18 protein-coding genes are annotated in these 22435 nt (G+C 40.4%); 9 read left to right on the top strand and 9 right to left on the bottom strand.

The window, feature by feature from the left end:
- Positions 1 to 7: 7 nt before the first annotated feature.
- Together N6B01_RS01890 and N6B01_RS01885 are read right to left on the bottom strand one after the other, a co-directional pair.
- Positions 8 to 901, bottom strand: coding sequence for an HpcH/HpaI aldolase/citrate lyase family protein (locus N6B01_RS01890; RefSeq protein WP_262079671.1), 894 nt, complete (start codon positions 899 to 901; stop codon positions 8 to 10).
- On the bottom strand, positions 898 to 1485 hold the full coding sequence (locus tag N6B01_RS01885) for a TetR/AcrR family transcriptional regulator (protein WP_262079670.1): 588 nt from the start codon (positions 1483 to 1485) through the stop codon (positions 898 to 900). Before N6B01_RS01885 ends, N6B01_RS01890 begins: the two co-directional genes overlap by 4 nt.
- Before the next feature lie 161 nt (positions 1486 to 1646).
- On the opposite strand from N6B01_RS01885, the gene N6B01_RS01880 reads away from it, so the two are divergent.
- The 6 genes from N6B01_RS01880 (at position 1647) to N6B01_RS01855 (ending at position 10182) form a co-directional block, all read left to right on the top strand.
- Positions 1647 to 2870 (top strand): MFS transporter, encoded by a 1224-nt coding sequence (locus N6B01_RS01880; RefSeq protein ID WP_262079669.1) that lies wholly within the window; start codon positions 1647 to 1649, stop codon positions 2868 to 2870.
- Positions 2871 to 3057: 187 nt separating this feature from the next.
- Positions 3058 to 4458 (top strand): adenosylhomocysteinase, encoded by a 1401-nt coding sequence (ahcY, locus tag N6B01_RS01875; RefSeq protein WP_182418648.1) that lies wholly within the window; start codon positions 3058 to 3060, stop codon positions 4456 to 4458.
- 383 nt (positions 4459 to 4841) lie between these two features.
- Entirely contained in the window at positions 4842 to 7286 is a 2445-nt protein-coding gene (locus N6B01_RS01870) for a sensor histidine kinase (protein ID WP_262079668.1), read from the top strand.
- Positions 7287 to 7301: 15 nt separating this feature from the next.
- Positions 7302 to 8789 carry a tRNA (adenosine(37)-N6)-threonylcarbamoyltransferase complex ATPase subunit type 1 TsaE gene (gene tsaE / locus N6B01_RS01865; protein WP_262079667.1) on the top strand — a complete coding sequence of 496 codons (1488 nt, stop codon included), beginning with the start codon at positions 7302 to 7304 and terminating at the stop codon, positions 8787 to 8789.
- 40 nt (positions 8790 to 8829) lie between these two features.
- A complete protein-coding gene (locus tag N6B01_RS01860; protein WP_262079666.1) occupies positions 8830 to 9720 on the top strand; it encodes a dihydrodipicolinate synthase family protein in 891 nt (296 codons plus the stop codon).
- A gap of 147 nt (positions 9721 to 9867) precedes the next feature.
- Entirely contained in the window at positions 9868 to 10182 is a 315-nt protein-coding gene (locus tag N6B01_RS01855) for a hypothetical protein (protein ID WP_262079665.1), read from the top strand.
- 185 nt (positions 10183 to 10367) lie between these two features.
- Here the strand turns inward: N6B01_RS01855 and N6B01_RS01850 are convergent, their stop codons facing one another.
- Positions 10368 to 11309 carry a YxiH-YxzG fusion protein gene (locus N6B01_RS01850; RefSeq protein WP_262079664.1) on the bottom strand — a complete coding sequence of 314 codons (942 nt, stop codon included), beginning with the start codon at positions 11307 to 11309 and terminating at the stop codon, positions 10368 to 10370.
- A gap of 585 nt (positions 11310 to 11894) precedes the next feature.
- Here N6B01_RS01850 and N6B01_RS01845 point away from each other — a divergent pair.
- A complete protein-coding gene (locus tag N6B01_RS01845; RefSeq protein WP_262079663.1) occupies positions 11895 to 12833 on the top strand; it encodes a peptidylprolyl isomerase in 939 nt (312 codons plus the stop codon).
- 540 nt (positions 12834 to 13373) lie between these two features.
- On the opposite strand, the gene N6B01_RS01840 is transcribed toward N6B01_RS01845, so the two are convergent.
- The 6 genes from N6B01_RS01840 to miaB form a co-directional block, all read right to left on the bottom strand.
- On the bottom strand, positions 13374 to 13787 hold the full coding sequence (locus N6B01_RS01840) for a helix-turn-helix domain-containing protein (protein ID WP_182418641.1): 414 nt from the start codon (positions 13785 to 13787) through the stop codon (positions 13374 to 13376).
- 137 nt (positions 13788 to 13924) lie between these two features.
- On the bottom strand, positions 13925 to 15502 hold the full coding sequence (gene lnt, locus N6B01_RS01835; RefSeq protein WP_262079662.1) for an apolipoprotein N-acyltransferase: 1578 nt from the start codon (positions 15500 to 15502) through the stop codon (positions 13925 to 13927).
- 549 nt (positions 15503 to 16051) lie between these two features.
- Positions 16052 to 17008, bottom strand: coding sequence for a transporter associated domain-containing protein (locus N6B01_RS01830; protein ID WP_182418639.1), 957 nt, complete (start codon positions 17006 to 17008; stop codon positions 16052 to 16054).
- Positions 17009 to 17159: 151 nt separating this feature from the next.
- A complete protein-coding gene (ybeY, locus tag N6B01_RS01825) occupies positions 17160 to 17660 on the bottom strand; it encodes an rRNA maturation RNase YbeY (RefSeq protein ID WP_246708110.1) in 501 nt (166 codons plus the stop codon).
- 30 nt (positions 17661 to 17690) lie between these two features.
- Positions 17691 to 18770, bottom strand: a complete 1080-nt coding sequence (locus tag N6B01_RS01820) for a PhoH family protein (protein WP_246708109.1) — start codon at positions 18768 to 18770, stop codon at positions 17691 to 17693.
- Between the two features lie 170 nt (positions 18771 to 18940).
- Positions 18941 to 20344 (bottom strand): tRNA (N6-isopentenyl adenosine(37)-C2)-methylthiotransferase MiaB, encoded by a 1404-nt coding sequence (miaB, locus tag N6B01_RS01815; protein WP_262079661.1) that lies wholly within the window; start codon positions 20342 to 20344, stop codon positions 18941 to 18943.
- 250 nt (positions 20345 to 20594) lie between these two features.
- Between miaB and N6B01_RS01810 the strand changes: the two genes are divergently transcribed.
- Entirely contained in the window at positions 20595 to 21146 is a 552-nt protein-coding gene (locus N6B01_RS01810) for a DUF1190 domain-containing protein (protein ID WP_182418637.1), read from the top strand.
- 26 nt (positions 21147 to 21172) lie between these two features.
- Positions 21173 to 22342 (top strand): glutathionylspermidine synthase family protein, encoded by a 1170-nt coding sequence (locus N6B01_RS01805; RefSeq protein WP_182418636.1) that lies wholly within the window; start codon positions 21173 to 21175, stop codon positions 22340 to 22342.
- Positions 22343 to 22435: the final 93 nt, after the last annotated feature.

The raw sequence follows: 22435 nt of genomic DNA, 5'->3' as shown, positions 1-22435 counted from the left end.
TATAATGCTATCTGGTATCGCTACTATTGGCTAAAATGCGTTGCGCTTGCTTTAAGTGTAAATCTTCAACCATTTTACCATTTAAAGAAATAACGCCTTTACCGATATTTTCAGGCAAAGCAAAAGCGGTAATTATTTCTTGCGCCCATTCCACTTGGCTCAATGTTGGCTGAAAAATCACATTTGCGGTTTCAATTTGGCTAGGGTGAATAAGCGTCTTACCATCAAAGCCCATGGCTTTTGCTTGGCGGCATTCATCTTCAAAACCCACCAAATCCTTGTAATCATTAAAAACGCCATCTAAAACACGGCGATTATAGGCTTTGGCAGCAAGCACAATTTGCATAAGCCAAGGAACAAGATATTGGCGGTTTGCGCCATGATTAACCGCGCCTTCATCAACCACGCTCGCAACGCCAGTCGCCAATGCAATATCATTTGGCCCGACAATGAGACATGTCACACTTGGATGACTAGCAATAGATGCGGCGGCCAAAATCCCCTTTGGCGTTTCAATCATTGCCCAAACCGGTATAGGCCTTTGGGCTGATGTTTTACAAATCGCATAGACGAAATCTAATTCATCTATATTTTCAACTTTGGGCAAAACCAGCGCATCAATATTAAGGGCGGCAACCTGTTGCAGTTCATTAATATCTTTACCAATCACTGGATTAATACGAATGGTGACAAAATAGGGTAATTGTTGATGATCTTTAAAAAATTGTTGCAGATTGCCAATTGCTGCCGCCTTGTCTGCAATTCCCACCGAGTCCTCAAGGTCAAAAATGACGACATCAACATCCAATTGCAAAGTCTTTTCCATTGCCCACTTATTGATAGCGGGAACAAATAAGCAGGATTTACGCTTAGATTTTAATGTAGGTTTATTCTTTGTCATGATGTTTTCAACCCTTCAAGCAGCAAGTTAAAAGCACAAAGCGATTTTTCAAGCGCTTCATTGGGGTTTGCAGCATTGGCAATCCAAGCTGCTGCATGCATTAAAGCACCATTAATAAGCCGTGCCAATGCCTCACAGTCACAAGATGCTATTGTGCCTTCATGGATTAACTCTTGCAAGGCAATTGCCATGATTTTTATATAATAGCCTTGACTTTCCCATGTTGAAATATCCCCTAGCACGGCAGGACCATCACGCATTAAAATTTGCTGCACATCATGATTAAGCATATTGGTTAAATAAATTTGGCACTCAGTTGCAAATAATTGCCATTTATTGCTGATATTTAGAGTTTTTGAGCGAATATCGCTATCTATTTCTTGCTCAATTTGCGCAATAACCGCTTTTAGCAAACCCATTTTACCACCAAAATGATGATAAAGTGCACCGCGAGTAAGACCTGCTTCTTTGGTCAACTCATCCATAGAAGCCGCAGCAAAGCCACTTTGTGAAAAGGCATGACGAGCAGATTTTATGAGCTTTTCCCGCGTTTGGTTAATCATTTCATCTCGTTTACGCGCCAACTCATATATCTCCCGAGCCTTGTCATATTAAATACGTCTTCTTGTAATAATTGAACATAAACAAGGACGATTTACTTAATACCAAATATTATCGATATTTATATTGACATACATGACGTATGTCAATACACATACGCAGCGTATGTAAAAGGATAAAACCCATGGCAAACCCATATCGTGAAATATTTAAGCCTAAAGGCACCTTTAGCTTTTCATTGGCTGCAATCGTTGCACGTTTTCCAATCGCCATGATTACGATATCAATCGTTGCAATGATTGCCGCCTCGCATGATAATTTTAAATTACCAAGCCTTATCGCAACCACATTTATTGGCGCTAGCGCTCTGATTGGCCCACAAATATCCCGTCTTGCTGATAAATATGGCCAGTTAAAAGTTGGCTTGCCTGCAAGTCTTATCTGTGCGCTGTCTCTTAGCACCATTGCCTTTGCTGCCCATTTCCATTGGCCAGACTTCATTTTATTCATCGCCGCAATTTTTGCAGGTACCATGCCAAGCTTTGGGGCTTTTGCGCGCGCGCGTTGGTCACGCATATTTGGTGGACAACCGCTATTGCGCTCGGCTTTTGCCTTTGAGTCATTGGTGGATGAAATGATTTTCATGATTGGGCCAGTCTTAGTTATGAATTTAGCAGCCTTTTTATTTCCTGAAGCGGGGATTATTGCAGCTATTGGCCTATTAATTATTGGCTCATTAGCGTTTTTCTTACAAACCTCTAGTGAACCTAAAATCATTCAGCGCAGCACTAAGCGCGGCCGCGCCGCCATTTTTGATTTGCCAGTATTAATTATAGCGCTAACCCTATCTGCTATTGGTGGTATTTTTGGTGTGGTGGAAGTAACTAGCATTGCCTATACAAAAGCGGCTAATATTGCCACCCTTGCCTATATTCCAGTTACCGCCTATGCGCTTGGCTCATTTACCACCGGCATTCTTTACGGCTCGCTTAATATCACTATCCCCTTGCATCGCCAGCTTTTATTTATGTCTGGCGTCATTATGGTGACAGCTATTCCGTTTTTCTTTGTTAATAATTTATGGGTATTAACTGCTATTTGCTTACTTGCAGGAGCTGCATGCTCACCAACCATTATTATTTGCATGGGATTACTTGAAGGGCTTGCCGACAAGCAAAAATTTACCGAAAGCATGACTTGGGCGATTACTGGCATGAGCGTTGGTGCAGCAATTGGTATAGCCGTTGCCGGTTTTGCAATTGACCGTTTTGACGCGGTTAACACTTTCCGATTTGCGTTGGCTTTTGCGGTGTTTTCTTTTGCTATTGCTGTTCTATTTCGTAAACAGCTTATCGCCAAAACATCAATGCATGAGGTTGAAAGCCAAAATGAAAGCCAATCTCAATAACATCACTCATATAAAGTTATCTTTATATCATTATTGCATATTAATATTTTATTTGCTAATGTCGCGTCATTCAATGCATTTTATGCAGCATTTCATGCGGCAAAATAAAATCAAAACATATATTTATTATGATAGGCATTTTATTGATTAAAATGTCTAAAGGCTTAAATTTTCTTAGGAGCAAAACATGGCTGCCAACCAAGATTATGTGATCCGCGATATCGGTCTTGCCGATTTCGGTCGCAAAGAACTCGATATTGCTGAAACTGAAATGCCAGGCCTTATGGCGTGTCGTGAAGAGTTTGGCGCTAGCCAACCATTACGCGGCGCACGCATTTCTGGCTCTCTGCATATGACCATTCAAACAGCCGTTCTTATTGAAACATTAAAGGCTCTTGGTGCAGAATTGCGCTGGGCATCATGCAATATTTTTTCAACTCAAGATCATGCGGCAGCAGCTATTGCGGCTGGTGGCACCCCAGTATTTGCGGTTAAGGGTGAATCTTTGGAAGAATATTGGACCTATACCGATGCTATTTTCCAATGGTCAGATGGTGAACCATCCAATATGATTTTGGATGATGGCGGCGATGCCACAGCCTATATTTTGCTTGGCGCACGCGCTGAAGCTGGTGAAGATGTTCTTTCAAAGCCAGAATCTGAAGAAGAAGAAGTTATGTTTGCGCAAATCAAGAAACGTCTTGCTGCAAGCCCAAATTTCTTTAGTCGTCAACGCGCTGCAATTAAGGGTGTAACCGAAGAAACCACAACGGGTGTTAACCGTCTTTATCACTTGGAAAAGAAGGGTCTTTTGCCTTTCCCTGCCATTAACGTCAATGACAGCGTAACCAAATCAAAATTTGACAATAAATATGGCTGTAAGGAATCGTTAGTTGACGGTATTCGCCGTGGTACCGATGTGATGATGGCTGGTAAAACTGCCGTTGTTTGCGGTTATGGCGATGTTGGTAAAGGTTCTGCAGCTTCCCTTTCTGGTGCGGGCGCGCGCGTTAAAGTCACGGAAGTAGATCCAATTTGCGCATTGCAAGCAGCCATGGATGGCTATGAAGTTGTAACGCTTGAAGATGCCGCACCAACGGCTGATATTATTGTTACAACCACTGGTAATAAAGACGTTGTCCGCATCGAGCATATGCGCGCTTTAAAAGATATGTGCATTGTGGGTAATATTGGCCATTTTGATAACGAAATTCAAGTTGCCGCTTTGCGCAACCTTAAATGGACCAATATTAAGCCACAAGTTGACATGATTACTTTCCCTGATGGTAAGCGTATTCTTCTCCTATCAGAGGGGCGCTTGCTCAATCTTGGTAATGCAACCGGTCATCCTTCTTTTGTGATGTCGGCTTCATTTACCAACCAGACATTGGCACAAATTGAGCTTTTCACCAAGGGACATGAATATGACAATAAGGTTTATGTCCTGCCTAAACATCTTGATGAAAAAGTTGCCCGTTTGCACCTTGATCGCCTTGGTGTGAAACTAAGCACCCTTTCACAAGAACAGGCAGATTATATTGGCGTTTCGCCAAAGGGTCCTTATAAGCCTGAGCATTATCGTTATTAACATTTTATTAATATTATAAGCCATTGTAAAGCCGAGCAATTTTATTGTTCGGCTTTATTTTTTTAAGGCAAGCATTCCTTTAATCAATATGGCTGTGCTAAATTACCAAAGATGATTCGACCAATAATTTGCACGGCTTTTTTAAAACTATGTAACTTGATTTCTGGATAATTTTAACAATCGCATTATTTATAAAATAAGAGCATCTGATTGCCTCATCATAAACAAAATTGCGCTAACGTCACCAACGTTAGCAGCCTTGGAGCTTGCAGGAATTGATTGAAGTGGCCAGTTTAAACCCGTGCATGCAGAAGATTAAGCAAGCAAAAAGCCCTAAGCGGTATGGCATATTGATGCTTCATAAGCCATTTAAAGCGATAAAAATGGGGCTAAATATCTTATTTACAAAAAATATTGTGCGCCAACCATGGATTAAATATTTTGCAAGCACCACCATGCTTAGTGTTTCAACTCTGCCTGCCTTTGCGGCAATAACGTCTCCGCAAAGTGATGATTTATTTTCAGTATTGCAGCTTGCTCTTATGGGCGGAGCCTTATTGACAGTAGGTGTCATAGCTTTAAAGCTGCGCCAAATTGTCAAAGAAAAAAAGGCACTTGAATTAAATCTTAAAGATAGCAAGCATTTTTTAAGCACTTTGCTCAATCCTTATGAAAGCTATTTAAATTTAAGTGGCCAATGCCTTGTTATTCTTGAAGGAGCCAATGCAAAAATCACCGGCCCCTTGCCTAATGCAAGAGATATCCCCGCAACCATTGATGAGTTTTTAAACTGGCAAAGTTGGATGTCGGTGCCATCTTTGAATGAATATCAAAATAATATCGCTTTATTAGCGAGTGAGGGTGAAGCATTTGATATGCCCATTACCACCACTCATGGCACTACGCTGCAAGCCTGTGGTTATGCAAATGGCGCAAGATTACTGATAAGTTTTCGGGATACAACAAAAACAAGTGCTGAATTTTTGCACTTAAAAAATCGCTGTAATGAATTTGAAGCAAAGCTTGCCACCTTGCAAGCATTGGGGGATGAATTAAAAGATCCGATCTGGATACGCGACCATAATGGCAGCATCCATTGGGGAAATCGCGCCTATTTTCGTGTTGCAGACCCCGATCACGAAATTTTTGGGTCAGCATTTCGTGAAAAGATTAAAAACAGCCACCGTAAAGGCGAAGTGTTTATCGACAGCACGCCCACAGCAATAAATGGTGAAAGACGGGTGCTTGATGTAACGGCAATGGCAGGTGAATTTGGTGAAGCTGGTATTGCCATTGACAAAACGGAAAGGGAAACGCTGCGCAATGAATTAAAACGCGTTGTGCAAGGCTATTCTGAAACTTTTGATCAATTATCAACTGCGGTTGCAATTTTTAACCCAGACCAAAAGCTAGAATTTTTTAACCAAGCCTTTAGCGCCCTTTGGCCGCTTGATGTGGCGTTTTTGGAAAGTCAGCCAAGTCATGCTTTGGTACTTGACCGCTTACGTGAACGCGGCATTTTAAATGAAACACCCCATTGGCGACAATGGAAAGAGGAATTATTTGAGGCCTATCGCTCGCTTGAGCCTAAAATGACCATATGGAATCTTCCAGATGGGCGCACATTGCGGGTCATTGCCAATCCGCACCCGCAAGGTGGTGTCACTTGGCTTTATGAAGACCTTACCGAAAAGCTCAATCTAGAAGCACGCTATAATTCACTTATCCGCATTCAGGGGGAAACCCTTGATAATCTTTATGAAGGTGTCGCTGTTTTTGGCTCGGACGGCTTGATGCGGCTTTCTAATCCGGCTTTTGCAGCAATGTGGGAGCTACCAAATGAATTATGTGTTGAAGGCACCCATATATCTAAGATCGAAGCTTTTGCAGCCCCCCAAGCAGTCGATGAAGATTGGAGTGATATTGGTGCTGCAATTACCGATTTTGCCGATAAGCGCGATTCACGCAAAGGGCGGATTGATTTAAAAAATGGTGCAGTTGCCGATTATGCTTTGGTGCCCCTGCCGCTTGGTCAAACCATGCTTACCTTTGTTGACGTAACCGACAGTATTAATATTGCTCGCGCCTTACATGAAAAGAACGAAGCTTTAGAAATTGCCGATCGCTTACGCAATGAATTTGTAAGCCATGTTTCTTATGAGTTACGCACGCCGCTTACCAATATTATTGGCTTTACCGATCTATTACGCACACCTGCCTTTGGCGAATTAAATGGCCGGCAATATGATTATCTATCGCATATTGCTTCAGAATCGGTGGAGCTTTTAAATATCGTCAATGATATTCTCGATCTTGCCACCGTTGATGCTGGTATTATGGAATTAGATATTGGCGAGGTTAATATTTTGGAAGTAATGCAAAGTGCAGCTAGCCGGCTTGAAGAGCGTTTACTTGAAAACAACATCAAGATTAATTTGCAAATTGCCGAAGGTCTTGTTCATTTTCAGGCAGATGGTGCCCGTATCAGGCAGGTTCTATTTAATATTTTATCAAATGCTGCCAATTATGCCCCGCAAAATTCTACAATTGACTTTGCTGCCTTTCATGATGAAAGTGATATCATTTTCGTTGTACATGATGAAGGCGGTGGCATTCCAGAAGAAATTGTTGTTAATGTATTCAAGCGTTTTTCTACCCATGTCCATCATGGTACAAAACCAGGAGCTGGTCTTGGCCTTTCCATTGTAAAAAGTTTTGTCGAACTTCATAATGGAACAGTTGAAATTGATACAGGTTCTGATAAAGGCACAACTGTCATCTGCCGGTTTCCAATTAAAATTGCAGCTTTAAGCAGTGCTGCTGAATAGAAAGTTTAAATTGCTATGGAATTAACCCTTCACCTCAGTAATGAAGATGCAACAAAGCGTTTTGGCGAAGATCTTGCCTTAACCTTAAAAAAAGGTGATCTTATAATTCTTGAAGGTGATTTAGGCATGGGAAAATCAACCCTTGCCCGTAGCATTATTCAAACCCTTGCTGATGATGACACATTGGATGTACCAAGCCCCACCTTCACTCTTGTACAAACCTATAATGAACTGCGCTTACCTGTTGCCCATGCCGATCTTTACCGTATTGGCAGCCCCGAAGAAATCTATGAGCTTGGTCTTGAGCAAGCACTTGATAATGGTGTGCTAATTGTTGAGTGGCCAGATAAGGCAGAAGGACTTTTACCAAGGCCTACATTTTCATTACGGATTTTTGAAGAAAATGATGGGCGCGGCGTTATCATTGCCGTTGATGAAGAAGCATCCTTGCGTTTACGGCGCACTGCAATTATCCGAGACTTTTTAATTCGCTATAATCGGGGCGAAGCTAAAAGACATTTTTTGGCCGGCGATGCTTCAGCGCGCGCTTATGAGCTTATCACCTATGGCCAGGATAAATGCGAAGTGTTGATGGATGCCCCACAACTCGAAATGCCTGAAAAAACTGGTGCAAGCTATGCAAAGACAGCGAACCTTGCACAAAGCATCGACCAATTTGTTGGTATTGACCGTATTATCCGCGAAAATAATTTTAACGCCCCAGAAATTTATGCTGGCGACCTTGATAGTGGTCTATTGCTGCTTGAATATTTAGGGCAAGATGGCATTATCGATGAACGCCGCTTACCGATCACCGAACGCTATCTTGCAGCAACGGCATTTTTAGCAGATTTTCATGAGGTTGATTGGCCAAAACATGCGGTTTGGGAAGATATGAGCATTGAAATTCCCAATTATGACCGTGATGCGCTTCATATTGAAACCAATTTGCTCTTGGACTGGTATTTGCCATTTATTTCACAAGTCGAGCCAATCGACCAAATGCGCGAATATTATTATCAAATCTGGGATGTTTTGTTCGATGAACTAGAAACAGCGCCTAAAAGCTTGGTCATGCGCGATTATCATTCCCCCAATATACTTTGGTGCAGCGAACGTGAAGGCAATGACCGCATTGGTCTTATCGACTTTCAAGATGCGCAAATGGGACCAACCGCTTATGATGTGGTGTCTCTTGCCCAAGATGCGCGCATTACCATTGCAGCACCAACTGAAGAAGCACTTATCCGCCATTATTGCTCAAAACGTGCTTTACTTGATAAGCAGTTTAATGAAAAACAATTTCGCCAATCCTATGCAATTTTAGGGGCACAGCGCGCTTGTAAATTACTCGGCCTATTTATTCGTCTTGATAAGCGTGATGGCAAACCACAATATTTAAAACATTTACCACGCATGACCGATTATCTCTTGCGCAATCTCAAGCACCCAGCTTTGTCACCGCTTAAAGATTTTCTACGCATGGTGAATATTATTCGCTAAAAATTAAAAGCTCATAATATTTAGGCTGTATGGGGAAATTATGTTTTCTGGTCTTAGTGCATTTCCACTTACTCCCATGAATGAAAATGGTGTTCAAGAACACCATTTCATCAAACTCATCGATAATTTGTCAAAGCACGACATAGCATCAATTGGGCTTTTAGGTTCCACTGGTTGCTATGCATATTTAAACAGAGCCGAGCGATTACATCTCACCCAAATAGGACAAGAACATGCAGGCGATAAGCCTGTTATGGTTTCCATCGGCGCGTTACGCAGCCGTGATGTTTGCCATTTAGCCGATGACGCACAAAAGGCCGGCGTAAAAGCACTTTTACTTGCGCCACTATCTTATCAACCATTGAGTGATGCAGAAGTATTTGGGCTTTATCAAAATGTTTGCCATAATATTTCCGTGCCACTTTGCGTTTATGATAATCCACAAACCACCAAATTTGTTTTCAATAACGAATTATACGGCAAAATTTGCAATCTACCCAATATTGCCGCAATTAAAATTGGCCAAATACCAAAGGAATTAAACCAAGCAAAAACCTTTATAAAGCAATTGCGCCAAGACATACCAAGCCATGTTAAAATTGGCATTAGCGGAGATGCACAAGCTGCCCGTGGGCTTAGTGCTGGTTGTGATTGCTGGTTTTCAGTATTGGGCGGACTATTCCCCAAGCTTGCATTAGGTTTACAGATCGAAGCTGAAAACAAGCTAAATGGTGATGAAAATCTTGTTTCAACTGCACTATTACCACTTTGGCGCCTTTTTGAAAAATATGGTTCCTTGCGTGTTATTGCAACAGCTGCTGAAATCTTAAAGAAAACCGACCATCCCTCATTGCCTTTGCCACTGCAAAGCTTAAGCGATGAGGAACATTATAACCTTAGCCAATTATTAAATTTTCATAATTTTGCTTAAAACTTCGCTTCTCAACAGATATTGATCGTTTAATACTTTTATTGTTTGACGATTGGACAACCAAAACATCAGCCATTGACCACCACTGCGAAATAATTATCATTGGAGTAACAACCAAAAAACGGTTAAGAAATTTGGAGTTAATAAGTGATTACACGTGATTACATTGATAAAATAAATAGGTTTTATTATGACAATAAGATAGAGGCACGTGATATTGATATTATAAGTTACTATGGTGATATTTTAAAAATTGGATTGTGTTGGGATATAACAGATCCTTATGATGAGGCAATTATTTTAGAAAATGTTGATCTAATCAGCTGTCCAACTCATTGGATTTCTGATGTTAATAGAAATTTTATATCTCTTGTGGAAGAAGATAGTGATGAATTTTCTTTAATAACTAAGCGGTATAGTACTAAATATGAAGCAGGTTATGACCTTTTGAGAATTGAATAAAGCTGGGGAGAAGTTTTTTATTTTTCTGCAAAAAACATAAGATTTATAAATAAAAAATTATCAATTCACGAAATTCTTAATTACTAAAAATCTTATTAGTCAAACTTTTACTTTTCAAAATACCAAGCTTATGCGATGATGATACCGACTATCTATTACAGTCAAAAAAACTGTGCTTTAGCATACTACTCTTGGTGCTCTTTCAATTGATTAACGATTGAGGTGACACAAAAAGTCAACCATTGATCGCCACCAATATAGTGTAACTGGTCATCTCGCCCATCAATTGCTTCCAAAGACTGTGCACTATCCATATGGGCTAAATAATGCTTGGCAGCATCATTCTTTGCTATAATTTCTATAAGATTAGGATCGTCATAACCACATGCCACGACAAAATAATCTTGATTAAACGCCAACATTTTGCCGCCCTTTATATCTGCTTGCCAATGTTTGGTAATACCTTGTGGGCTTAAAGCTATGACATTATAGTCTGGATCATAATAAGCATAGGCTTCGTTGCTACCAATATTTAATGCGTAACAATCAACAATATAAAAGCTGTCCATTTCCTTATCAACCGACCATAAAGGTTTGCCATTGCCATCACAGCAAATAATTGGCGCAATAGGTACTTTAGCGCGTTCACCACTTGCATCCCAGCCGCGATTAGACATTGTACCTTCATCAAAAAAGCCAATGATAATCTCATCATGCTTATTAATTTGCGCATGCTCAATCGCATCCCCCAAATTAAATTGGCTCATAATTGCGCCTGTTGGCGCAATGCGCATAGCATTTTTATCCCCCCTATTATAACAACGTGGATTTACCACCAACCAGTCTCCATTAGAAAATTGATCTATTAAAGGATATATCGGATCAGGCATCGCAAATGATGCTTTGGCTTTAAATGTTTCGCCATCAAATACCGCAATGAGATAGTTTATTTTTTCGGGTAATTTTGCACTTTTATGATCATTGCGCCACCAAGCAATTAAATCAAAATCAGTTGAGAGAGTGGCAAGATCACCATTAATAAGTACTGTATAGCTAAGATGATAATAACCATCAGCTAACATTGGCAAATCAACTGACCGATCAGCTTTTATCAAACGCGTTTTCATATTCAGTTCCCCCTTATCTTTGCCAATGATTTATGACAGCAAATATGCCAAATATTTTATATTCACTAAATTATAGATCAGACAACGAATAATCGCCTAAGCGGTAAATACTTACCCTTTGCGCTAAGACTAGATATAATCGATATAAAAAATAAATATCTTCACATTAAAAATATATAATTAAACGTGATCGCCAAGGAAAAGTAACCAAATAGCAGCAACGAAATGTCTAACCCATTAACTTTAAATAATTATATCTTTTATTAATCATATTTAATATTTACGTGAAATTATAAAATTTGCACCATAATGCTTTTCAAATCAAAATTTTGCCGTTATCCTGACTAGAGTCGCTAAAAGGTATTTATGAAGAATTGCTGTTAAGCTTAAACTTTCTAAACTTGTTAAATTTACGGACAAGATTAAAGCTATTGCTTAAAAAAATGGAAAAATGAAATTAAAGATCATTAATGAAATTATCTTTATCAACTATTTTACTTATCCATTTAAAATTGCAACTTTTCCATGATAAGCCATATTCATTCAAAGGGGGCAAGACGCCCTCTTCCTGCTAAGGAGTTTTACATGAAGTCGAAATTGAAAGCCATTCTGGTGGCTTCTACCTTTATTTTAGGAAGCAGTTTGGTTGCTCAAGCGCAGGAAACAGAAAGCCCTGCAATGCCGCAGCCAGAAGCGGCTGAGGTTAGCAAGGCAGAAACAAAAACTTTTGGCCCTGATCAAGTTATTGCCGTAATTGATGGCAAGAACATGACAACCAAGGATCTTGATGCTTGGGCTAATATTATTGCTCCTGGCACACCTGAAACCTTAGCGCAACGCCGTTTGCGCGCGTTAGAAGTTTATGTTTCGTTAAAAGCATTTTCGACTGCAGCACTTAAAGAAAAACTCGACCAAGATCCGACTTTCAAAATGCGCGCTGAATTGGTTCGCGAAAGTAACTTGCAGCAGGCTTACCTTGCCGAAAAGCTAAAGCAATCGGTAAAAGAAGAAGACGTTAAGGCTTTTTATGACAAAGAAATAGCTAGCATGCCGAAAGAAGTTGAAGTGCATGCCCGCCATATCCTTGTTGACAGTGAAGCTGACGCTAAAAAGGTTATTGAGCGTTTAGAAGCAGGCGAAGATTTTGAAAAAATTGCTAAAGAATCTTCAACTGATGGATCTAGCGCTAATGGCGGAGATCTTGGCTATTTCATCAAAGGACAAATGGTAAAGCCTTTTGAAGATGCGGCCTTTGCCCTTAAAGCGGGCGAATACACCAAAACACCGGTTAAATCACAATTTGGTTGGCATGTTATTAAGGTTGAAGATATCCGCGATAAGCAACCACCAGAATATGCTGATGTAAAGCCACAGATTGAAAATATGTTGATGCAACAAAATTACAATGAATTGGTGAAAAAAACCATTAGCGATTTTGCTGTTACCTATCCTGATAAGGATGTTGCAGAGTACATGAAAGAGGCAGTTGATAAAATTGCCGTTGAAGGCGGCGAAGAAGAATAGGCCGGTTTTAACCTATTGAAATAAAATGGCGTATTTGGCTTTTAAAAAGCTAAATACGCTTTTTTTTATCATGATGGGACTTAAAAACATACAATCAATGATAGAGGCTTTGCTCTTACACCTATAAAAAGCTGCATATGATGACAGCATGAGCGCACTTAACCTTGTTAATCCAAATTATTTTTGAAAGATGGGGCTCTAAACCATTATGCATAGCTTGAGGCAATAATCCTTGATCAAAATTATGCCGTCAACAATGATAAGGTAATGAAATATAATAATATTTTTTTTGAAAAAAGCATTAAGCGAAGCTTGTAAAGCCAATATTAACTGACATAACATCAGTCTTTTTAAATCATATTAAAACTTCAAAATTCAATTTTTCACCTAATACATATTACTATGAATTTTATTAATTATAAAATAATACAATAATATAAAAGCTACTATTTTGGCACTGTATTAACGAAGTAAATATAAAATTAAGCATAAAGTTAAAAGCAATAAAACGTCTTGTTTCCCGCTATATCATTGTCAAAACTATCTATCCTCAAGGTGATCGTCTTGCGATAAAGCCTTGGCAAGATCAATAATTTTGCGTCTGACTTTAGGGTCTTTGATATTCGTGAAAGCACGAATTAACTGTAATCCTTCGCCACTTGAAACCATTTCCAAAGGATTGGCTTCGGCTTCGGCAAATCCTTCATCAAGTTCACTATTGGACACATCTTCAAAAAAGAAGGATACCGGCACTTCCAAGGTTTCTGCAATTGCTTGCAGACGACTTGCACCTACCCTATTTGTACCCTTCTCGTATTTTTGCACTTGCTGAAAAGTAATTCCAAGTTGTTCGCCTAGTTTTTCTTGACTAAGCCCTATAGAATTACGACGCAAACGAATGCGGCTTCCCACATATACATCAATTGGATCTGGTTGTTTTTTCTTTACTGTCATTATGTTTTTCGCTTATCAGCGCTTTTCCCGGCCATTTTACAATAATAAGATTAGATATCCCTATCAGATGATAATTTTACAAAAACATCTGTCGCAATGCTTGCATAACATAATAATAATGCCCCAATGTCAATTGATCAGCGGCGGCTGTAGCGCCTTAAAAACCCACTAAAGATTGATAAAATTAGAATTATAGATAAAATTTCTTTACCATTTGAAATCTTATGCCAATTTGGTGCGTTATAGCTTGGAATTGGCGCATCAAGATAGGCAACACGATTCTGTTCAATTTGCCCGATGATTCTTCCATAAGGATCAACCACGGCGGTAATACCATTATTGGTCGCCCTAATCAGCGGCATATTTTGCTCAACCGCCCGCAAGCGTGCCTGCTGAAAATGCTGCCACGGTCCGGGAGTTTGGCCAAACCATGCATCATTGGTAAGATTAACCAAAACATTAGGTCTATCACCGCTATACTCCATTTCATTTGGAAAAATAGCTTCATAACAGATAAGTGGTAAAATCGTCAGTCGTTCAGAAAGCGTCAGCGTTTTATGATCGCTCGCAGCGCTATAACCACCAACGGTTTCTGCTATAGCCGAAAGACCAAACTGCTTAAAAAATTCACTGAAGGGCATATATTCACCAAATGGCACAAGGTGCACCTTATCGGCATAAGCAATAACATCCCCGCTTTTATCGACAATTTGCATGGAGTTATAAAAGCTTTGTTTACCATTCTCATCATAGGAAAGTCTAACACTGCCTGTCATGAGCAGTTGTTTATCTTGCAATAGGCTTGCTATGTTTTCCTTTAATTCTGAGGTATAATCAAGATAATAGGGCAAAGCCGTTTCCGGCCAAATAATAATATCGGGCTTTCTTAAACTTTCTGGATTTTCTTCAATCGATAATGATACCAATTCATCATAATTTTGCCGTGCCAAAACTGCATCTTGCTTTTGGCTTTGATCAATAGATGGTTGCACCAAACGCACCATAATCTCATCCCCATTGGCGTAATTATTAGGCGCAAAGGAAAGTCGATAGGCACCAAAACCGACATCGAAGACGATAAGTAACCCTGCAAGCGAAAATGCGATTTTACGCTCTTTTCCATCAGCAAGAATAGCAGGTGTTGCATAAACCAACACCGCAAGAAAATTTACCCCTAAAACGCCAATCAACGAGGCTATCTGCATTGATGCTACATTGGGCATAGCTGTGTAGCCAATGCTATTCCATGGAAAGCCGGTAAAGGCTACACCGCGCAACCATTCTGCAAGGCCAAATGTCAAGCTTAAAGTAACAATCCGCCCATAAGAATTCCAATTTAAGATGGCGGCAACCACAGCAGCTAAACCATAGTAAAGCGCAAGAAATGCCGGTAAGCCAAAAATTGCAAACGGAATTGCCCAATAATAGCTAGCAAAATCTACAAACATTGCGCTCGATAGCCACCAAAGCCCAAAAACAAAATAGCCAAAACCAAAACTCCATCCAGTTAAAGCTATTAAGCTATATTTTTTTACCCCATTTACGCGCTCATTTATGCCATCAATCAACCAGACGAAGACAGGAAAGCTAATGAAACAAAGAAAAAACAGATGAAAAGGTGCAAGTGCAAACGCCATAAGCGCGCCAAATATGAAACTTATCAATTGCCGTTTGATGCCTGTTAAATGCTTAAATCCGTCAATCAATCGCAGCATTTTAGGATCCTTTCGCATAAATGCGTTTTAGATAATTTGAAATCTATCAAAATGAGTTTATCGCTGGTTCTATTAATGCTTTATCTTTTAATAAAAACCTTAAAGCAAATGCGGTATCAGAGCGCAGATAAAAACGAATATATTGAATGGCTATATTAAGAATATAAATAGCTTAACATGAGAAGACCCCAATAATAAGTTTTCTATTTTAAATTTGAACAATGCATATTGACCTTTGGAAGCCAAGCGCAAAGAACTAAAATAAAAATTAAGCAAAATTTAACAATGCAGTAACGAAAAATCTAACTGCCTATTAATTTATGTGGTTCAAATAATAATTATACATCAATTGTGCGCCAAATATCAACGTATTTCAACTTTAATATTAACCCCTTATAAGCGACAATAATATTTTAGCAAATATTTTATATAATTGAGCGTTTTAAGGCTTAAAAAATATCCGATTTTAAGGATAAAAGTAACTTACATAAATAAAAAACCGCTTGATGTTTCATCAAACGGTTTTTTTAAAATTATATTTTAGATCGATTAATTATCTGGCGATAAACGCTTAATCTTAATACGCCGTATGCGGCGGCGATCAGCCTCTAATATTTGGAAGCTGAAACCTATAACTGCTTCAATCGTTTCACCGCGCAGTGGTATGCGATCAAGCACGGTAACAATAAACCCGCCAATCGTATCAACCTCATCAACCAAATCACCAAAATGCATATCTTCACCGATAATTTCGGTAAGTTCTTCAAGATCAGTGCGGGCATCAACAATCCAGCTATCGCCCTCTTCCTTGACAATCATGACATCATCATCGTCATGCTCGTCTTCAATGTCACCAACCACCATTTCAAAGACATCTTCCATGGAGGCAAGACCATCAGTACCACCATGCTCATCAATAACCAAAGCCATTTGCGTGCGGGTTGTTTGCATGCGGCTTAAAAGCTGGCTTGCAAGCATTGAATCGGGCACAAATAAAACGTCACGAATGACCCCAATTTCACCAATCGTCTTAGTTAAATCGACTTGCCCAAGATCCAGCGGTCCATCTTCAACGGTTGACTGAGCGTTGCGGGTAATAAAATTTAAAATATCGCGAATATGAATCATACCGCGTGGATCATCAAGAGTTTCAGCATAGACCGGCATACGTGAATGACCAGATTTATCAAAACACTTCAATGTATCAGCAAGGCTAGTATCAATATCAATAGCTTCAATTTCAGAACGTGGAATCATAACATCAGCAACGCGTGCTTCATGCAATTCCATTAGATTTTCAAGCATTAATCGTTGCTGCGGCGTTAACAAGCTTTCATCAATGATTTTTTCGCTGTCACTGCTTTCAGCATTTCGCGAACGCAAAAAATTGAAAAACTTACCCATAAGGGATGGCTTTACAAGCTTTTGCACTTGCCCAGAACTGGGCTCTTCACTTTCACTACCAGTATCATGATGTGAGCTAGATGTTGTCGATTTTTCGGCCATTGCGTTGTTCTTGGTTGCCTTTTTTGGTTATTCTTTTATTAATTGACCATCAATGAATAAAAGAAATATTTAAATAAAATAGAATAAATATTTTTGCATTGCTAAATATAATAAAGCGATTTTACACTATTTGTAAAGTGCAATAGCGGTACTATTCTTGCCTATAGGGGTCAGGGATTTGAAGTTTTGCTAAAATTTCTCGTTCCAAAGCTTCCATTATTTCTGCATCATCGTCATTTTCATGGTCATAACCGAGTAGATGCAACAGGCCATGAACAAAAAGATGGGTAAGATGATGATCAAAAGGCTTATTTTCTTCCCTCGCCTCACCTTCCACCGTTTCACGCGCGATAATAATATCACCAAGCATGACATCTGGTTCTTCATTTGGTGCAATATCAAAGGCAGGAAAAGATAAGACATTGGTAGCCTTATCCTTGTTACGCCACTGCGCATTTATCGCCCGTATGGCTTCATCATTGGTGAAGACAAGGCTTAACTCGCTTTCAACGTCATCAAATCCCAAATGCAACATAGTTTCATAGGTTGCCTTTTGCGCTAACGCCAATAATTGCGGCTCACTTTCCCAAGCATCATCTTCAATAACAAGGTCAATGTCTATTTTTAACATATCGCCATCAACTGCTGACATGTGCACTCCAGCATCCATAATTGACACCATTTAAGAGTTACCGCTCATTTTATCGCCAAATTTTTGATCTTGTCTTGCTTTATTTTCACGAAAATCACGATCATAGGCTGATACAATTGCAGCAACGAGTGGATGGCGCACAACATCTTTTTCGGTAAATGTTACCGTTACAATATTATCGACATTATTTAAAATGCGCAATGCCTCCACAAGGCCAGATTTTTGCCCCATGGGCAAATCCACCTGACTTGGATCACCAGTAATAATCATCCGCCCACCCTCGCCAAGGCGGGTCAAAAACATTTTCATTTGCATTGCGGTAGTATTTTGCGCCTCATCAAGAATAATGGCAGAATGCGCCAAAGTGCGCCCACGCATAAAGGCAAGTGGCGCAATTTCAATAACACCAGCAGTAATGGCCCGCTCTACTTTATCAGCCGGCATCATATCATAAAGCGCATCATAAAGCGGCCGCAAATAAGGATCGACCTTTTCTTTCATATCGCCGGGCAAAAAGCCTAGTCTTTCGCCTGCTTCAACGGCCGGGCGCGATAAAATGATGCGGTCAACCACACCGCGCTCTAATAATTGCGCTGCATGGGCAACTGCAAGATAGGTTTTACCCGTACCTGCAGGCCCTACCCCAAAAACAAGCTCAGCACGATCCATTGCGCGCATATAGGCATCTTGCGTTGGTGTACGCGCATAAATGGTTTTTCTGCGTGTCGAAATATGAGCAATTCTTTGCTTGGCACTATGTTCCATAGTTGGCAATTCGAGCTGCGGCTCAGGAGCCATTGCAATAGCAATTGCACCATCCGTATCAGATAAATTCGGATTATTGCCTTGTTTAACCAATTGATAAAGATGATCCAAAGCGCGGCGTGCTTGTGCGGTTGCCATCGGCTCACCGCGTAAAGTCACCTCATTGCCATGCGCTCTAATATCAATACCAAGCTTTTGCTCAATGCGGGCAAGATTTTCATCAAAATGCCCAAAAACCGCAAGAGATTCGCGATTACTATCAAAGGTTAAAACAATATGGGCCAAATCTGATGCACCACCTGTTACGGATACTTCACTTGTCTCTATCTCACTTTTTTCGCTCAAGCGTATTTCCCCTAAAATGTGAGCTGATATCAATATAAGCAGTATAAATTAGATTCAAAAACCTGCATAAAATTTTACGACGGCAAAGTTTCATAAATATTTTATCATCATAGCTTTTGTTGATAAATAAGAAAAAGATCTCATTTATCAACAAGTAAAATCAATAATCATTAAGCTGATAATAAGGTTGCAGGCTCATTAAGCGGATAGCCAACCAAACTATTTGGCCCAGCCTCACCAATTTTCACAGTAATCATTTCACCAGTCGGTGCGTCTGTCGTTACCGCAATAGGTAACAGCCAAGGCGATCGTCCAATCATCTGCCCATCATGGCGACCTTTACGCTCCACCAAAACATCTGTGGTAACGCCAATTTTAGAGCGTAGAAATTCACGCTGCTGCTTGCCTAGCAAGGCTTGCAACTCCTGCAAGCGCTCGTCCTTAATTGCCTCATCAACTTGGTTTTTCATATCTGCACCGGGCGTACCGATACGCGGTGAATATTTAAATGAATAGGCAGAAGCATAAAAGACTTCTTCAACCAAACGCATAGTTGCCTTAAAATCTTCATCGGTTTCGCCAGGGAAGCCAACGATAAAATCACCCGACATAGCAATATCTGGGCGCGCTTCACGCATCCGCTCAATCAAGCGCAAATAATCATCGACAGTGTGATGACGATTCATAGCTTTTAAAATAGAATTAGAGCCTGCCTGTACGGGCAAATGTAAATAAGGCATCAATACATCAAGATCACGATGCGCAGCAATTAGCCCATCATCCATATCATTGGGATGACTTGTCATATAACGCAAACGCTTGACACCATCTATCTCAGCAAGCTTATAAAGCAACTCACCTAAACGCCAAGATTTGCCATCTTCACCCACGCCATGCCAACCATTAACATTTTGGCCAAGCAAAGTTATTTCACGCACGCCCGAATCAACAAGACGTTGCGCTTCACGAATAATTTGCGCAACGGGACGCGAACTTTCAGCCCCGCGCGTATAAGGAACAACGCAAAAAGTACAAAATTTATCGCACCCTTCTTGCACAGTTAAAAACGCACTCACGCCACGGCTTGCTACCGCTTCACGCTTCGGCAAAGGCAAATGCTTAAATTTATCTTCAACCGCATATTCGGTTTCAACAACCTTTTTGCCACTTTCCACATCGCGCAATATTTGCGGCAAACGATGATAGGTTTGCGGGCCAACAACAAGATCAACCCCTGGGGCGCGTCGAATAATTTCCTCGCCCTCAGCCTGGGCAACACAGCCGGTCACACCAATCGTGATCGGGCGATCCTGTTCAGAACGCAACACACGCAAGCGACCAAGATCAGAATAAAGCTTCTCAGCTGCTTTTTCACGAATATGACAAGTATTTACCAAAATCAAATCGGCATCTTCAGCCGTTTCGGTCGCAACATAGCCTTCAGCACTTAAGCTATCGCTCATGCGCTGGCTATCATAAACATTCATCTGGCAACCATAGGTTTTAATAAAAACCTTGCGGCTATTGGGACGATTAATTGCCTGTGTGGGTGTATTCAAAGTGTCTTTGGTCATAAGATGAGCTTTTACTCTTTTTTCCTGTCTTTTAAAAGACCAAAAAACAATCTTATGTTACAATTCAAGACAATATTATTAAAATAAAGCCAAACTATCCACATCCTATCCTCACTACTAACAGCTTATCGATAACTTGGCGTAATATTTTATTAAAACGCAAGCAATTATAGCTAAAGTCTTGTATTTGCCACAAAACTATATATTGATAAATTTTACGTGAAAACCAAAAACGCAAAGAGGAAGATACATGAAACGTTGTCTGGCTGTAACGCTCGTATTAATGGGTGGGGTTGCTGTTACCGCATGCGGAGATAGTCAAATTGATACTGCTGTTTTTCAAGATGTTGATGATTGTATTGCAAGTGGCACATTCCCAGCCGACAAATGTCGGCAAGACTTTAAAGAAGCAACTGCAACCCACGTAGCAACTGCACCTGCCTATACGAATAAGGAAGATTGCGAAGCTGAGTTTGGTGTTGGCAAATGTGAACAAAGTCCTGCAGCCGCAACCGGCTCAACGACAACAGTCCATTCAAGCACAGGCAGCTTTTTCTTGCCAATGATGATGGGTTATATGATGGGGTCAATGTTCAATAATGGACAAAGAATGGCACCACAATCACTTTATCAACGCCCAGGTAGCAGTTCATACGTAAATAGTAATGGTGCAACTGTTGCAAATCAACGTGGTGCAACTCGTTTCTCATCTTCTTCTGCTGCTGCCCGTGCACCTGAAACACGGACAAGAACAATGGCACGCGGTGGCTTTGGCAGCCGTGCAAGCGCTATTTCATCATAAAATAACAGCGGATTAGCAAAAGCATTATGGAACGTATCGTACTTAATGAACGGGCGGATTGGCGTGAAGACGCCGCCGCCAGCGGTTTTGAATTTCATACCATTGATGGCGAACGCTATTGGGATGAACGCCACGCTTACCGCTTTACTCTTGCAGAGATTGAAGAAGGCATTGAAGACCCAACCGCCGAATTAATGGGCATGTGTTATGAAGCTGTGGATCACATCCTTGCCGATGACCAACTTATGCGCCGTATGGCAATTCCTGAAGAATTTTTTAAAGCTGTACGCCAGTCATGGGAACGCAAAGACCGTGATCTTTATGGTCGTTTCGATTTTTCCTTTAATGGTGAAGAGCCAGCAAAACTGTTGGAATTTAATGCTGATACGCCAACCAGCCTATTTGAAACAGCGGTATTTCAATGGCGCTGGCTTGAAGATATGAAAAAGCGTGGTGAATTGCCGGCTGAGGCCGACCAATTCAATCTTTTACATGAAAAACTTATTGAAGCACTTAAAGCAATTGGCTCGCCCAATGGCGTTATGCATTTTGCTAGCGTGAGTGACAGCCCTGAAGATTATGGCACTGTTGCTTATCTTGCTGACTGCGCTAGTCAAGCAGGCCTTGTGCCAGTTATGATTGACATTGCCCATATTGGCGTTGATGCTGATCATTGGTTTACCGATACTTATGAAGAACGCATCAACACGCTTTTCAAGCTTTATCCGCTTGAAGATATGGTGCGTGAAGATTTTGGCAAATATCTTATTGATACACCTACCCACATTATTGAGCCTTTATGGAAACTTGTTCTTTCTAACAAAGGACTTATGCCAGTTCTTTGGCAAATGTTTCCAGATCATCCCAATCTTCTTGCGTCTTATTTTGAAGATGATTCAAGAAAAAGCCTACTTGCCAACCATTACGTGCGTAAACCGCTTTTATCGCGTGAAGGCGCTAATGTTACCATTATTGATAATGGCATAAAAACCAGCACAATTAAAGTGGATGGCCCTTATGGTGCCGAAGGTTATATTCGCCAAGCCATTCAATATTTGCCCCAATTTGGCGATGACTGGACGGTCATTGGCTCGTGGATTGTAGCCGGGCAACCTGCAGGTATTGGTATTAGAGAAGATGCAACGCCGATTACGCGTAATACATCGCGCTTTGTACCGCATTTTATTCTTGATTAAGCAAAGTTTGCTTTAAACAAAAAAATTGAAAATAAATATACTGCATTTTTTGAATATTAATGATAAATGCAGTATATGCTTTAATATTGGCCA

The sequence above is a fragment of the Bartonella sp. HY406 genome, assembly GCF_025449315.1.
Lineage (GTDB): Bacteria > Pseudomonadota > Alphaproteobacteria > Rhizobiales > Rhizobiaceae > HY038.
The sequence above is the reverse complement of the archived record's forward strand: the minus strand, read 5'-3'. Positions and strand labels throughout refer to the sequence as shown.

What these genes read in the sequence shown, in the direction of transcription:
- N6B01_RS01810 (WP_182418637.1), top strand. Translation starts at nt 20,595, where the DNA reads ATGAAACGTTGTCTGGCTGTAACGCTCGTATTAATGGGTGGGGTTGCT.
- ybeY (WP_246708110.1), bottom strand. Translation starts at nt 17,660, where the DNA reads ATGTCAGCAGTTGATGGCGATATGTTAAAAATAGACATTGACCTTGTT.
- ahcY (WP_182418648.1), top strand. Translation starts at nt 3,058, where the DNA reads ATGGCTGCCAACCAAGATTATGTGATCCGCGATATCGGTCTTGCCGAT.
- N6B01_RS01840 (WP_182418641.1), bottom strand. Translation starts at nt 13,787, where the DNA reads ATGACAGTAAAGAAAAAACAACCAGATCCAATTGATGTATATGTGGGA.
- N6B01_RS01850 (WP_262079664.1), bottom strand. Translation starts at nt 11,309, where the DNA reads ATGAAAACGCGTTTGATAAAAGCTGATCGGTCAGTTGATTTGCCAATG.
- lnt (WP_262079662.1), bottom strand. Translation starts at nt 15,502, where the DNA reads ATGCTGCGATTGATTGACGGATTTAAGCATTTAACAGGCATCAAACGG.
- N6B01_RS01830 (WP_182418639.1), bottom strand. Translation starts at nt 17,008, where the DNA reads ATGGCCGAAAAATCGACAACATCTAGCTCACATCATGATACTGGTAGT.
- N6B01_RS01880 (WP_262079669.1), top strand. Translation starts at nt 1,647, where the DNA reads ATGGCAAACCCATATCGTGAAATATTTAAGCCTAAAGGCACCTTTAGC.
- miaB (WP_262079661.1), bottom strand. Translation starts at nt 20,344, where the DNA reads ATGACCAAAGACACTTTGAATACACCCACACAGGCAATTAATCGTCCC.
- N6B01_RS01845 (WP_262079663.1), top strand. Translation starts at nt 11,895, where the DNA reads ATGAAGTCGAAATTGAAAGCCATTCTGGTGGCTTCTACCTTTATTTTA.
- tsaE (WP_262079667.1), top strand. Translation starts at nt 7,302, where the DNA reads ATGGAATTAACCCTTCACCTCAGTAATGAAGATGCAACAAAGCGTTTT.
- N6B01_RS01870 (WP_262079668.1), top strand. Translation starts at nt 4,842, where the DNA reads ATGGGGCTAAATATCTTATTTACAAAAAATATTGTGCGCCAACCATGG.
- N6B01_RS01860 (WP_262079666.1), top strand. Translation starts at nt 8,830, where the DNA reads ATGTTTTCTGGTCTTAGTGCATTTCCACTTACTCCCATGAATGAAAAT.
- N6B01_RS01890 (WP_262079671.1), bottom strand. Translation starts at nt 901, where the DNA reads ATGACAAAGAATAAACCTACATTAAAATCTAAGCGTAAATCCTGCTTA.
- N6B01_RS01805 (WP_182418636.1), top strand. Translation starts at nt 21,173, where the DNA reads ATGGAACGTATCGTACTTAATGAACGGGCGGATTGGCGTGAAGACGCC.